Source organism: Streptomyces actuosus, assembly GCF_016921115.1.
Classification (GTDB): domain Bacteria; phylum Actinomycetota; class Actinomycetes; order Streptomycetales; family Streptomycetaceae; genus Streptomyces; species Streptomyces actuosus_A.
Window position 1 is genome coordinate 133,763 of the sequence record NZ_JAFFZS010000014.1, and the last position, 13,562, is coordinate 147,324.

Here is a 13,562-nt window from a genome sequence, read left to right on the forward strand (position 1 = left end):
TCCAGCAGCTCAAGGAGGCGCAGGTGGCGCAGGTGCCGCAGACATTCCTCGATGCTCTCGCGGTGCGCACCTGGTGCGGCCTCGCGCTGGACGCGCTCGGGCGGGCGCGCGAGGAGATCGACGCCATCAACGTCTACCCCGTCGCCGACGGGGACACCGGCACGAACCTCTACCTGACGGTGGAGTCCGCCGTCGCCGCCGTCGAGGCGGTCTTCACGGGGTACGAGGCGGGCGGCTCCGGCGAGGGCGCCTGCCCCTCGCTCGCCGACGCCGCGCGGGCGATGGCGCACGGGGCGCTCATCGGCGCCCGCGGCAACTCCGGGACCATCCTGGCGCAGCTCCTGCGCGGCATGGCCCAGGTGCTCGCCACCGAGGAGGAGGGCATCCGGGCCGACGGGCAGGGCCTCCGGCTCGCCCTGCGGCACGCTGCCGACTCCGCCCGCCAGGCGGTCGTCCACCCGGTCGAGGGCACCGTGCTGTCGGTCGCCTCGGCCGCCGCCGAGGCCGCCGCCGTGGCCGAGGACGACTGCGGGGCCGTGGCACGGGCCGCCTACGACGGCGCCAGCACGGCGCTCGCCGCGACGCCCGGCCAGCTGGCCGTGCTGGAGCGCGCCGGGGTCGTGGACGCGGGCGGGCGGGGACTGGTGGCGGTCCTGGCCGCCCTCGTGGAGACGTTCACCGGGGAGGCCCCGGCGGCGGCCCCGGCGCCCGTGCCCCACGCGCGCGTGGAGGCACCGGTGGCCGCTGCGGCCGGCTGCCCCGACGGGACGGCCACGCCCCCGGAGGACGGGCCGGCCTTCGAGGTGATCTACCTGCTGGAGGCCGACGACGACGCCGTCGGCGGGTTGCGGCGGCGGCTGGACTCCCTCGGCGACTCCCTTGTCGTCGTGGGCGGCGACGGGCTGTGGAACGTCCATGTGCACGTCGACGACGCGGGTGCCGCCGTCGAGGCCGGGGTGGAGGCCGGACGGCCCTACCGGATCCGCATCACGCACTTCGGGGCGGGCGACGTGCACACCGCGCGCGGCGAGCGCCCGGCCCGCGAGCGGGCCCAGCGGGCGGTGGTGGCCGTGGTGCCCGGCGAGGGCCTGGCCGGGCTGTACACCGAGGCCGGCGCGACCACTGTGCTCGCACGCCCCGGGGAGCCGCCGGCGAGCGGGGAGCTCGTCGAGGCCGTGCGGCGGGCCCACGCGCGCGAGGTCGTCCTGCTGCCCAACGACGCCGAGCTGCGCCACACCGCGGCCGCTGCCGCCGAGCAGGCCCGCACGGAGGGCATCCGGGTGGCCCTGATCCCGACGCGCTCCGCGGTCCAGGGCATCGCCGCCCTGGCCGTGCACCAGCCGGACCGCCGGTTCGACGAGGACGTCGTCTCGATGACCTCGGCGGCGGGCGCCACCCGGTACGCCGAGCTCGCGGTGGCCGAGCGGCAGGCCTGGACGATGGCCGGCATCTGCCAGGCCGGAGACGTCCTCGGCCTCATCGACGGCGACGTGGCCGTCATCGGCACCGACGTCACCGCCACCGCCGAGACCGTCCTGGACCGGATGCTGGCGGCGGGCGGCGAACTCGTCACGCTCGTCCTCGGCGACCAGGCCCCCGAGGGCGTCGCCGACCGCTTGGAGGCCCGGGTGCGGGAGGCCTACCTGGCGGTCGACACCGTGGTGTACCGCGGCGGCCGGCAGGGCGCGCTGCTGCTGATCGGCGTGGAGTGAGCCCCACGCCCCGCACGCTCGAGCACCGGCCACTCGGGCACCGGCCTCTCCGGCGTTCGCCGGCCTCCTCGGCTCCGGTTCCTCCGGCGCCGGTCTCCGCCTCCCCGACCGCTCGGTCCCCCGGCAGCGGCCCCGGCGCGTCGCTGACCGCCCGCTTCCCCGCTCTACGGCTCCGTCCGGTCGCGGGCGGACCGGAGCAGTCGCTCCGCCTCCGCCCGCCGGTCCCCGACCGTCGCTTCCTCCTCGTCGGTCTCCCCGGCCCTCCCGGGACGGTCGTCGCCGTCCGGGTAGGCCTCCAGCACGGCACGCGCGTGTGCCGCCGCCCGCTCCCAGCGCCCCAGCCCGGCCTCCAGCCGGCCCGCGGCGAGCTCCGCACCGGTACGGGCGTGCAGCGCGGGCGCACCCAGCGTCGTGAACACCTCGACCGCGGCCCGCGCCTGCGCCAGGGCCTCCGTCAGCACCACCCGCGCCGTGTCCTCCCCGGTCTCCCCGCCGGACCCGCCGCTCTCGGCACCCTCGGCGCGCTCGGCGACTTCGGTGCCGGAGCGGGCCAGGAGGTCCGCGAACTGGCGGTGGGTGTGGCCCAGCTCGGCCGTGAGCCGGTGGCGTGCCTGTGTGTCGTCGGTCCCCTCCCGTGCAGCCGTGCAGGCCTCGACCGCGCTCGCCATCAGCTCCCGGGCCGCACGGTGCCCGTCCCGGTCCTCGGTGCGCAGGGCGAGCCACGCGCGGGCCCGCAGGGAGCGCACCAGACCGTGGGCGTCGCCGAGGGCGCGCCACAGCTCGCTCGCTCGGGCGTAGGCCCGGTCCGCCTCGTCGGGCAGGTCCGCCCGGCCGAGGCTCTCCGCGGCGAGGTGCGCGAGCGTGGCATGGTCATGCTGCTCGGGCCAGTGCCGGGCGATCTCCGCGGCCCGCAGCCGGCGTTCCGCGGCCGTGACGTGTTCCCCCAGCTCGCTCAGGCAGTCCCCGAGCCACCACAGGGTCTGGACGACCGCGCCGTCACCGTGCGTGTCGGCGTGTATGTCGGGCAGCGCCGACTCCAGCACCTCGGCCGCCTCCGCCCAGCGCCCCTGGTGGACCAGGAACCCGCCGAGCTGGTGCCGCGCCCAGGCACCGAGGTCGTGGCCCTCGCCCGCCTCGTCCGCCCAGTGCGCCGCCTCCAGGGCGTGGTCCGCCGCCTCCTGCAGGCGCCCCAGGCCCCCGACGACCTCGCCGAGCTGGAGGTGCAGCTGGGCGCGCCCGACCGCCTCCAGATGCTCCCCGCCGTGCTCCAGGGCCGCCCGCAGTGCCCGCTCCGCCCCGGCCGGATCACCGAGATGGTGGGCGAGCTGCGCCAGCCGTGCCTCGTACTCCACCGCGAACCACGGCAGTCCCGCCCCGGTGAACTCCTCCGCGGCCCGCGTGAACAGCTGTGCCCCCGCCTCCGCGTCGCCGCCGCGCGCCGCGAGCTCCGCGAGCATCGCGAGGCACTCGGCGTGCCGCGCGGCCAGCCGGACGTCGTCTCCCGTGCGCCCGTCGACGAGCGCCACCACTTCACGCACGGCCGCCTCCACGGCCCCGGCGTCCGCGGCCCCGACGGGCCCTTCGGCCTCGTGGACGCGTCGCATCAGGATCCGCGCCCGGCTGATCAGCACCGACGCCGCCTGCCGGACCCCTGTGCCGCCCCCGGCGTACAGCGCGAGGACCTGATCGTACGGTGCGGCGACCGCGGTGAGCGCCCCGTCGACGTCCCCGGCCAGGGCGCGTGCACTCGCCGCACGCGCGCGTGCGGCGAGCGCCTCCCCGGCGTCGTCCGCCTCCTCGTACCAGGTGGCCGCCTGCTCGAACCGGGCGGCGCTCTCCGGGCCGAGCTCCATGGCCCGGTGCTCGATGATCTCCGCGCGGTCGTACGCCGTCAGCGCCTCGTGTCCGGTGCCGTCCGCGCGCTCCGCTGCCCGCGCCACCGCCGCCCACGCCTCGCCGGCGTTCGGCCGGAGCATCCCGGACAGGCGCCGCGCCTCGGCCAGCAGGGCCGGCAGATCGGAGGCGGAGGGCGACCGAGGGGCGTGCGGCGAGGCCTGCCCGCCGGGCTCGCCCGGCACCGGGGGAGCGGTGGTGCGTGCCGGGCGCGCCGGGCGCACGGAGCGCACGCCGAGCGGGAGCCGCTCCACGAGCGCCGGCTGGTCCATGCGCGCCCGGGCGCGCTCACTGACGTACGCGCTCCCGTTGCGCTCGTCGAAGCGCTCCGCCAGCGCGAGCGCCTCCGCGCGCGCGTGCACGGCGAGTTCGCCCGCCGTCCACACCCGTCCGGGCGGCCCCGGCACCTGCTGCCCGGCGAGCCCCAGGGCGTCCAGCCGTTCCATCAGCAGTGCCACCACCGCCATGAACTCCAGCCTGCTGCGCGGATGCCCGTCGTCGGTGAAATACGCCGGCCGTTCGGCGAGCAGTTCCAGGCCGCGCGCCTCGTTCCCGGTCAGCGCGCAGAACTCGACGTGGTCGGCGTACGCCCCGCGCATGCTCTCCATGGCGCGCACCAGGCGAAAGCCCCGCAGATGGTGGGCGCGCGCCTCGTCCGCGCGGCCGAGGCGCAGCAGCGGTGCCAGCGAGGAGGCGAGCACCGTGTGCGGCTCGTGGGCGCACGTGAACTCGCCCTCCAGCACCGGCCGCCACAGCTTGAGCGCCTCGGCGTCCCGCCCCCGCTCCGCCTGCCACCAGCCCTGCTGGTGCAGCTCGCACGCGTGGCAGTCGGCCATGCGGTCCCGGTCGGCCGCCAGCCACCCGGCGCAGGCCCGCTCCGCCCGCGCCACGTCCCCCACGTGTGCCGCCACGCTGAACTCCGCGCTGCGCACCGCCCGCTCGGAGTGCCCCGCCAGCCGGTAGCGGTGCTCCATCTCGCCGAGCCACTTCTCGACGGAGGCCAGCGGGATGTGCGGCTGGTCCAGCATGCCGGCCGTCATCCACTTGAACACCCAGTGCAGCGAGTGGGCCTCGTAGGCGTCGAAGTCCTCCGGCCGCTCGTCCCACATGCGCAGCAGCCGCGCGAACGGGACGAACATCTTCGCCTTCTCGGAGCTGTAGTTGTAGACCTTCAGCTGGTGCCCGAGCGCCTCGATCACCGCGAGCGGGATGTTCAGGCTCTCGGCCTCGGCGAGCAGTTGCTCCGCGCGCGCGTTGCGGGCCGGACCCTCCGGTTCCTCGGAGTTCTGCGCCATCGCCCGGCGCAGTTCGTCGAAGTCGCCGGTCTCGCTCATCGTCCGTCGCCCTCCCCGTGGGTCGCCCATTCCAGCAGTCCGATGAACGCCCGGTTCAGCAGCGCCGAGTCGGCCGGCGCCAGCGGGCGCTGCGCCCTCAGCAGCGCCTGCCCGTACAGCGACTCCGTCGCCGTGCCGATCAGCTCCCCATCCCCCAGCGAACCGATCCGGCGGACCAGCGGATTGAGGTGGTTGAGCACCAGCCGGGCCCGGGGCGCGCTGCCGCGCAGCGAGCCGAGGATGCCCGCCCACAGGTCGTCGGCCTGTTCCGCGGCCTGCGCGCGTGCCTGCTCGTGCCGGGCGTCGCGGTCGTCCAGGTGCAGCGCCGGGACCGACAGAGGGTGGAAGGCGCGCAGGACGACGTCGCAGCCGAGCGGGTCCAGGGTGGCCCGGGCCGCCGACAGGAAACCCGACAGCGCCAGTTCCTCGGCCGGATCGACCGCATCCAGATGGGCGGTCACGGTGTCCGCGTCCAACTCGGCGACCACCGTGCCCGGCCGCACCGACGGCAGCGCCTCGACCAGCTCGCTGTCGTAGGTGTAGCCGCCGTTGACCACCCCGACGCCCTGCGCGGCCGCGATCGGCGCGACCTGCCGGTACTCCTCCACCGTCCGGGTGAAGTGCACCACCGGGTGCCGCTGGGCGAACTCCTGCAGCGACAGCCGTCCGTCGCTCGTCTCGAACGGCAGCCAGGGCAGCATCGTCCGCAGCATGCCCTGATCGTGCCGGGCCAGGGACTTCACTCCCAGGTGGTGCACCGACAGGAATGCCGCCAGGCGCTCCGGATCGCCGGCCGCGAGCCCGGTGAGCCAGGACCGGATCCTGTCGCCCAGCGCCTCGCGGACCGCCGCCAGTGTCTCGTCCTCGTACAGCGACTCGCGTGAGGCGGTCGGCCGCAGACTGTCCGTGTCCAGCACGCAGCGCACGAAGAACGCCCAGTCGGGCAGCAGCTGTTCCGCCCGCTCCGTCAGCAGCATGCCCTTCAGGTGCACACGATGACCCGCCCGCTGGGCGGGGCTGACCGCCGACGGCAGCACGTACGCCACGCCGCGGATCCCGGCGACGGGCACGTCCAGGTCGATCGAGTCCAGCGGCGTGAAGCCGAACAACCCGTGGCAGTGGCGTGCCAGGGCCACACGGCGCGCCGCGGGGGAGGGGTACGGCCGGTCCCATGGGGCGGGCAGATCGTTCACCTGCTCGTCGCCCACGCGCACGTCGTACGGCAGCAGCGAGCCGAAGTCCCGTGCCAGCGCAAGGACCCGCTCGGCCGCCAGCCACTCCTCGGCGCCGGCCCGCGCGGCCAGATGCACGGTCGTGCCCGGCTCGGGGCGGGCCTGCTGCGGCAACGTCCGCACCGTGTACGAGCCGTCGTCGCGCGCCGTCCACTCCACCGGCGGCGCGTCCGGCGTGCGAGCGCTGCGGCTGACCACCCGGATCCGCTCGGCGACCACGAAACAGGCCAGCAGCCCGATGCCGAACTGCCCGAGGAAGTCGGAGCGTGCCTGCTGAAGTCCGTCCGCCCGCTTCGAGCTGCGGCCGATGGTCGCCAGCAGGTCGTGCACGTCCGTCTCGGTGAGCCCGATCCCGGAGTCCTCCACACGCAGCGCGCCGTCCTCGGCGTACAGCCGCACGCGGGCGGCGGCGCCGGGGTCCTCGGCCCGCCGGGCGGTGATCGCGTCGACCGCGTTCTGCAGCAGCTCGCGCAGGTACACCTTGGGGCTGGAATAGAGGTGATGGGAGAGCAGGTCCACCAGACCGCGCAGGTCGACCTGGAACGTATGCGGTGATCGGGGTGACTGGGATGCCTGTGATGACTGTGAGGTCTGGGAGTCCATCGTCACGGCGCCGACGGCAGGGGAGGCTCGACGGCGCGGGGTCGGGCGGTCCCTGTGGGGCGGGAATCCGCGGAGGAGGTCGGAGCGCGTCATCCTACGACCCGATCGACCGGGCTGACCAGGGATTTCCCAAGACGTACACGGGCCCCGTCGCCACCGGTCCGCGGCATTGTCGGCGCCGTGGTGTGCAATGGATCCCGTGCCCGCACTGCAAGAACCACTGGAACAGCCGTTGAAGTCGGTGCTCGGCCCCGCCACCGCGAAGGTGATGGCCGAGCACCTCGGCCTGCACACCGTCGGCGATCTCCTCCACCACTATCCGCGCAGATACGAGGAGCGCGGGCAGCTCACCCACCTCGCCGACCTCCCCATGGACGAGCACGTCACGGTGGTCGCCCAGGTGGCCGACGCCCGCCTGCACACCTTCGCCTCCGCGCGCGCCCCGCGCGGCAAGGGGCAGCGCCTGGAGGTGACGATCACCGACGGCAGCGGCCGGCTCCAGCTGGTCTTCTTCGGCAACGGAGTGCACAAGCCCCACAAGGAACTGCTGCCCGGCACGCGGGCGATGTTCGCCGGCAAGGTCTCCGTCTTCAACCGCCGCCTGCAACTCGCCCACCCCGCCTACGAACTGCTCCGCCGCGACGGCGAAGAGGGCGAGGAGACCGCCGAGGCCTGGGCCGGCGCCCTCATCCCCCTCTACCCGGCCACCGCCAAGCTGGAGTCCTGGAAGATCGGAAAAGCCGTCCAGACCGTCCTGCCCAGCGCGCAGGAGGCGGTCGACCCGCTGCCCGACTCCCTGCGCGACGGCCGGGGCCTGGTCTCCCTCCCCGAGGCCCTGCTCAAGATCCACCGCCCGCACACCAAGGCCGACATCGCCGACGCCCGCGCCCGGCTCAAGTGGGACGAGGCCTTCGTCCTCCAGGTCGCCCTCGCCCGCCGCCGCCGCGCCGACGCCCAACTCCCGGCCGTCCCTCGCACCGCCGGGCCCGACGGCATCCTCGCCGCCTTCGACGACCGCCTCCCCTTCACGCTCACCGACGGCCAGCAGAAGGTCTCCGCGGAGATCTTCGACGACCTGGCGCGCGAGCACCCGATGCACCGCCTGCTCCAGGGAGAGGTCGGATCCGGCAAGACCCTCGTCGCCCTGCGCGCCATGCTCGCCGTCGTCGACGCCGGCGGGCAGGCGGCCATGCTCGCCCCCACCGAGGTGCTCGCCCAGCAACACCACCGGTCCGTCACCGAGATGATGGGCGAGCTCGCCGAGGGAGGCATGCTCGGCGGCGCGGACCACGGCACCAAGGTGGTCCTGCTCACCGGCTCGATGGGGGCAGCCGCCCGCCGCCGGGCCCTGCTCGACCTCGCCACGGGTGAGGCCGGCATCGTCATCGGCACGCACGCGCTGATCGAGGACAAGGTCCGCTTCCACGACCTCGGCCTGGTCGTCGTCGACGAGCAGCACCGCTTCGGCGTCGAGCAGCGCGACGCCCTGCGCGGCAAGGGCAAGCAGCCCCCGCACCTGCTCGTCATGACCGCCACGCCCATTCCCCGCACCGTCGCCATGACCGTCTTCGGCGACCTGGAGACCTCCGTCCTCGACCAGCTCCCGGCCGGCCGCTCACCCATCGCCAGCCATGTCGTCCCCGCCGCCGACAAGCCCCATTTCCTGGCCCGCACCTGGGAGCGGGTGCGGGAGGAGGTCGCCAAGGGCCACCAGGCGTACGTCGTCTGCCCCCGCATCGGCGACGAGGAGGACGGTCCCGCAAAGGCCGGGAAAGCAGGTGGATCCGCGGAGGACGAGGCCGAGAAGCGGCCCCCGCTCGCCGTCCTGGACGTGGCCGCGCAGCTGGCGCGCGGGCCGCTCGGCGGCCTCGCCGTCGAGGTGCTGCACGGCCGTATGCAGCCCGACGACAAGGACGCCGTCATGCGTCGCTTCGCCGCCGGCGAGACCGACGTGCTCGTCGCCACGACCGTCATCGAGGTCGGCGTCAACGTCCCCAACGCCACCGTCATGGTGATCATGGACGCCGACCGCTTCGGCGTCTCCCAGCTGCACCAGCTGCGCGGTCGCGTCGGGCGGGGTTCCGCCCCCGGACTGTGCCTGCTGGTCACCGAGATGCCCGAGGCCTCTCCCGCCCGGCAGCGCCTCGGCGCCGTCGCCTCCACCCTCGACGGCTTCGAACTGTCCCGCATCGACCTCGAACAGCGCCGCGAGGGCGACGTCCTCGGCCAGGCCCAGTCCGGTGCCCGGTCCAGTCTGCGCGTCCTCGCGGTCATCGAGGACGAGGAGATCATCACCGAGGCCCGCCAGGAAGCCTCGGCCGTCGTGGCGGCCGACCCGGAGCTGACCGGCCTCCCGGGCCTGCGGACGGCCCTGGACGCCCTGGTGGACGAGGAGAGGGAGCGGTACTTGGAGAAGGGCTGAGAAAGGCTGAGAGGAGCCGAGAAGGGCCGAGGCGGGTCGGCCCGCGGGCGCAGCGCGCTGCGCGACCCGCCACACTGAACTCGAAGCACCCCACTACCAAGGACCCGAGATGACCCGCGTAATCGCCGGCGCAGCCGGCGGACGCCGCCTGGCCGTTCCGCCGGGCAACGGCACCCGCCCCACCTCCGACCGCGCACGCGAGGGCCTCCTCTCCACCTGGCAGTCCCTCCTGGGCGGCCCCCTCGACGGCGAGCGCGTCCTCGACCTGTACGCCGGTTCCGGCGCCGTGGGCCTGGAGGCCCTGTCCCGCGGCGCGAGCCACACCCTGCTGGTCGAGGCCGACGCCCGCGCCGCCCGCACCGTCCGGGAGAACGTGCGGAACCTGGGCCTTCCCGGCGCCGAGGTCAGGGCGGGCAGAGCGGAACAGGTCGTCCGCGGCGCACCTCCCGCGGAGCCGTACGACATCGTCTTCCTCGACCCGCCGTACGCCGTCTCGGACGACGATCTTCGGGAGATCCTGCTCACACTCCGCTCGGAGGGCTGGCTCGCGGACGCCGCCGTCGTCACCGTGGAGCGCAGCACCAGAGGCGGCGAATTCCGGTGGCCGGACGGCTTCGACGCCGTTCGGGCCCGTCGCTACGGCGAGGGAACGTTTTGGTACGGTCGCGCCGCCTCTACGTGCGAAGACGCACGATGACCGGACCGGAGAGCGAGGGAACTCAAGTGCGCCGCGCCGTATGTCCCGGGTCGTTCGACCCGATCACCAACGGACACCTCGACATCATCGCCCGGGCTTCCCGCCTGTACGACGAGGTGTACGTCGCGGTGATGATCAACAAGGCCAAGAAGGGCCTGTTCGAGATCGAGGAGCGGATCGAGCTGATCCGCGACGTCACCGCCGAGTACGGGAACGTCCGCGTCGAGGCCTTCCACGGCCTGCTCGTCGACTTCTGCAAGCAGCGCGACATCCCGGCCATCGTCAAGGGCCTGCGCGCGGTCAGCGACTTCGACTACGAGCTGCAGATGGCCCAGATGAACAACGGCCTCACCGGCGTCGAGACCCTCTTCGTCCCGACCAACCCCACCTACAGCTTCCTGTCCTCCTCCCTGGTCAAGGAAGTGGCCCAGTGGGGCGGCGACGTCTCCCACCTGGTGCCGCCGGCCGTCCTGGAGGCCCTCGACCGGCGTCTGCGCCAAGGCTGAACGGGCCACAGCCCAACGGGCTACAGTCGTCCCGTCCGTCTCCAACACATCGGTAGAGAGTGGCGAGCACACGGTGGACGTGCAGAAGAAGCTCGACGAGATCGTGGCCACGGTCTCCAGCGCCCGAGCCATGCCCATGTCGGCGTCGTGCGTGGTCAACCGCGCCGACCTGCTCGCGATGCTGGAGGAGGTCCGGCAGGCCCTGCCCGGCTCCCTCGCCCAGGCCCAGGAACTCATCGGCGGCCGTGAGCAGATGGTCGAGGACGCCCGCCGCGAGGCCGAGCGGATCATCGAGCAGGCGCACAGCGAGCGCGGCTCGCTGATCTCCGGCACCGAGGTCGCCCGCCGCTCCATGGCCGAGAGCGACCGCATCCTCGCCGAAGCCCGCCAGGAGGCCGAGGAGGTCCGCGCGGAGGCAGACGACTACGTCGACTCCAAGCTCGCCAACTTCGAGGTCGTCCTGACCAAGACCCTCGGCTCGGTCGGCCGGGGCCGCGAGAAGCTCCTCGGGACCGGGCCCCGCCCCGAGGAGCAGGGCTACGTGGACCCGGAGGACGACGACGCCCCCGAGCGCAGCCACGACCCCGAGACCCTGCGCCGCGACGCCGACGCGTATGTCGACACCAAGCTCGGCGCGTTCGAGGCGGTCCTGGCCAAGACCCTGGAGGCGGTCGGCCGCGGCCGCCAGAAATTGCACGGCCGGATCGCCACGGACGACCTCGGCGCCCTGGCCGACGACACCTCCACCGTCCAGCACTCCAGCGACGCCGACTACCTCGCCGACCTCACGGCCCTCGCCGAGCAGGACGCAGCGGCCCAGGCGCAGCAGTCGCAGCAGTCGTCGTACGTCTACCAGCAGCAGCCGGACCCCTACGCCGGCTACCAGCAGCAGTACGCCCAGCAGGACGCCTACGGCTACCCGCAGGCAGACCCCTACGCCTCCGGGTACGGCACGGCGGGCGCCGCCTCCTACCAGGGCGGCTACGAGGTCCCCCAGCAGCCCGGCTACGACCCTCAGCAGACCCACCCGTCCCACGAGCCCCAGCAGCAGGACCCGCAGGGCTACGCGCTCGACGAGACCAGCCTCTTCGACACAGGCATGATCAGTGCGGAGCAGCTGAGGGCCTACGAACAGGGCCGCGGGTTGCAGTAGAGCACCGGATTGGGTCCTGGGCGAAAGGTCAAGTATCCTGGCCCTTCGGTCGCGTCTACGTCCGCGATCTGCGCTGCCCTGGAGCACCGAGGGGTGGTGTCTCCTCCAAGTTTGGAAGACCGAAAGCAGTAATGGCTCACAACGCCCGCCTCGACCACCGCGACCCTCTCGTGTTCGACACGCACGAGCTGGGGCGGCGGCCTGGTGCGTTGCAGCGCCTGAACCGCTCGGTCCCCACTCCCCGGGACTTCGGTGTCCAGGGAGTCATCGGCGTGCCGGAAGGTACTCCGCTGGAGCTCGAACTCCGACTCGAGTCCGTCATGGAAGGGGTGCTCGTCACAGGCACCGCCCGTGCACAGGCCGAGGGGGAGTGCGTAAGGTGTCTGGAGTCGCTTCGCCTCGATGTCGAAGCGGAATTCCAGGAGATGTTCTCGTACCCTGACGCCGACGACCGGGGCCGCGTCCAGCACGCGGAGCCCGGCGACGACGCCGAGGACGACGAGGACAGGCTCTTCCTCGAGGACGGACTTTTCGACCTCGAACCTCTGCTGCGGGACGCGGTGGTGCTCGCACTGCCGATGCAGCCGGTGTGCCAGGAAGACTGCCCGGGTCTGTGCTCCCAGTGCGGAGCGCGGCTCGCGGACGACCCGGACCACCATCACGACGCCGTCGACATCCGTTGGGCGGCATTGCAGGGATTCGCCGATTCACTCGAAGCCGGCGATAAGGACGAGATGAGCGGCGACGCGACTCGATCAGCGCGCGTCGACGAGAAGCAGGAGAAGTAGCCGTGGCTGTTCCGAAGCGGAAGATGTCGCGCAGCAACACGCGCCACCGCCGGTCGCAGTGGAAGGCTGCGGTCCCCACCCTGGTCGCGTGCGAGCGCTGCCACGAGCCCAAGCAGCAGCACATCGCGTGCCCGTCGTGCGGCACCTACAACAAGCGCCAGGTCCTCGAGGTCTGAGCGGCTGGTGAGAGGCACTGTGTCCACGCCGAAGAAGAACTCTGCGGACAACCAGGCCTCGTCCCACACGCTTCTGGAAGGGCGGCTCGGCTACAAGGTCGAGTCCGCCCTTCTGGTGCGTGCGCTGACCCACCGCTCGTACGCGTACGAGAACGGCGGTCTGCCGACGAACGAGCGACTGGAGTTCCTCGGGGACTCCGTGCTCGGCCTCGTCGTCACCGACACGCTGTACCGCACCCACCCCGACCTGCCCGAGGGCCAGCTGGCCAAGCTGCGGGCCGCGGTGGTCAACTCGCGTGCGTTGGCGGAGGTCGGCCGTGGGCTCGACCTGGGCTCCTTCATCCGGCTCGGCCGGGGTGAAGAGGGCACGGGCGGCCGGGACAAGGCGTCCATCCTCGCCGACACCCTGGAAGCGGTGATCGGTGCGGTCTATCTCGACCAGGGCCTCGACGCGGCCTCCGAACTGGTGCACCGCCTGTTCGATCCCCTGATCGAGAAGTCCTCCAACCTGGGAGCCGGCCTGGACTGGAAGACGTCCCTCCAGGAGCTCACCGCGACCGAGGGGCTCGGTGTTCCCGAGTACCTGGTCACGGAGACCGGGCCCGACCACGAGAAGACCTTCACTGCTGCTGCCCGCGTCGGAGGCGTCTCGTACGGCACCGGCACCGGCCGCAGCAAGAAGGAGGCGGAGCAGCAGGCCGCGGAGTCCGCGTGGCGGGCCATCCGGGCCGCGGCGGACGAACGCGCCAAGGCAGCTGCCGAGGCGTCCGAGTCCACCGAGGGCGCCGACGAGGCGCCGGCCTCCGCCTGACCGGCACCAGTCGATACACCGGACCGAGCGTCCGCCCCCGGCAGAGCCCCGGGGCGGGCGCTCGACCCGTACCCGAAGCCCCGGCGGGGTGCCGGGCGCGGTGTGCGGGCCCGACGACCCAGGTCCGGGCCTCCGCCGTGGTGGCGCCGGGCTGCCGGCGGCCCGAGGCGCCGCCGCCCGACCGGTCCGTGCCACCGCCGCACCGGGACGAGCGGCGTCCCCCGCCCCCCGGTGG

The 13,562-nt window shown here is 73.6% G+C and carries 9 protein-coding genes and 1 pseudogene; 8 read left to right on the forward strand and 2 right to left on the reverse strand.

From position 1 onward, the window contains the following. Nucleotides 1–23 precede the first annotated feature (23 nt). A complete protein-coding gene (locus JS756_RS19315; protein WP_205384371.1) occupies nt 24–1,712 on the forward strand; it encodes a DAK2 domain-containing protein in 1,689 nt (562 codons plus the stop codon). 164 nt (nt 1,713–1,876) lie between these two features. Here JS756_RS19315 and JS756_RS19320 read toward each other — a convergent pair whose 3' ends face one another. Both JS756_RS19320 and JS756_RS19325 read right to left on the reverse strand, forming a co-directional pair. Continuing rightward, a complete protein-coding gene (locus tag JS756_RS19320; RefSeq protein ID WP_205384372.1) occupies nt 1,877–4,939 on the reverse strand; it encodes a tetratricopeptide repeat protein in 3,063 nt (1,020 codons plus the stop codon). After that, a complete protein-coding gene (locus tag JS756_RS19325) occupies nt 4,936–6,774 on the reverse strand; it encodes an HSP90 family protein (RefSeq protein WP_205384420.1) in 1,839 nt (612 codons plus the stop codon). Before JS756_RS19325 ends, JS756_RS19320 begins: the two co-directional genes overlap by 4 nt. A gap of 190 nt (nt 6,775–6,964) precedes the next feature. Here JS756_RS19325 and recG point away from each other — a divergent pair, with 190 nt between their 5' ends. From recG to rnc, 7 genes and pseudogenes are all read left to right on the forward strand, one after another. After that, complete coding sequence (gene recG / locus JS756_RS19330) at nt 6,965–9,196, forward strand: ATP-dependent DNA helicase RecG (RefSeq protein ID WP_205384373.1); 2,232 nt, start codon at nt 6,965–6,967, stop codon at nt 9,194–9,196. Nucleotides 9,197–9,302: 106 nt separating this feature from the next. Next, nucleotides 9,303–9,893 (forward strand): annotated as a pseudogene (rsmD, locus tag JS756_RS19335) (16S rRNA (guanine(966)-N(2))-methyltransferase RsmD); the annotation flags it as partial. Nucleotides 9,894–9,919: 26 nt separating this feature from the next. Beyond that, complete coding sequence (gene coaD / locus JS756_RS19340) at nt 9,920–10,399, forward strand: pantetheine-phosphate adenylyltransferase (protein WP_307790799.1); 480 nt, start codon at nt 9,920–9,922, stop codon at nt 10,397–10,399. 73 nt (nt 10,400–10,472) lie between these two features. Next, nucleotides 10,473–11,552, forward strand: coding sequence for a F0F1 ATP synthase subunit B (locus tag JS756_RS19345; RefSeq protein WP_205384376.1), 1,080 nt, complete (start codon nt 10,473–10,475; stop codon nt 11,550–11,552). Between the two features lie 131 nt (nt 11,553–11,683). Further along, nucleotides 11,684–12,340 (forward strand): YceD family protein, encoded by a 657-nt coding sequence (locus JS756_RS19350; protein WP_205384377.1) that lies wholly within the window; start codon nt 11,684–11,686, stop codon nt 12,338–12,340. Nucleotides 12,341–12,342: 2 nt separating this feature from the next. Continuing rightward, complete coding sequence (gene rpmF, locus JS756_RS19355; protein ID WP_003951102.1) at nt 12,343–12,516, forward strand: 50S ribosomal protein L32; 174 nt, start codon at nt 12,343–12,345, stop codon at nt 12,514–12,516. Between the two features lie 19 nt (nt 12,517–12,535). After that, entirely contained in the window at nt 12,536–13,327 is a 792-nt protein-coding gene (gene rnc / locus JS756_RS19360; protein WP_205384421.1) for a ribonuclease III, read from the forward strand. The last annotated feature ends 235 nt before the right edge of the window (nt 13,328–13,562 follow it).

Excerpts from the sequence above, each read along its gene's own strand:
- JS756_RS19320 (WP_205384372.1), bottom strand. The coding sequence starts at position 4,939 with ATGAGCGAGACCGGCGACTTCGACGAACTGCGCCGGGCGATGGCGCAG.
- JS756_RS19325 (WP_205384420.1), bottom strand. The coding sequence starts at position 6,774 with ATGGACTCCCAGACCTCACAGTCATCACAGGCATCCCAGTCACCCCGA.
- recG (WP_205384373.1), top strand. The coding sequence starts at position 6,965 with ATGGATCCCGTGCCCGCACTGCAAGAACCACTGGAACAGCCGTTGAAG.
- JS756_RS19350 (WP_205384377.1), top strand. The coding sequence starts at position 11,684 with ATGGCTCACAACGCCCGCCTCGACCACCGCGACCCTCTCGTGTTCGAC.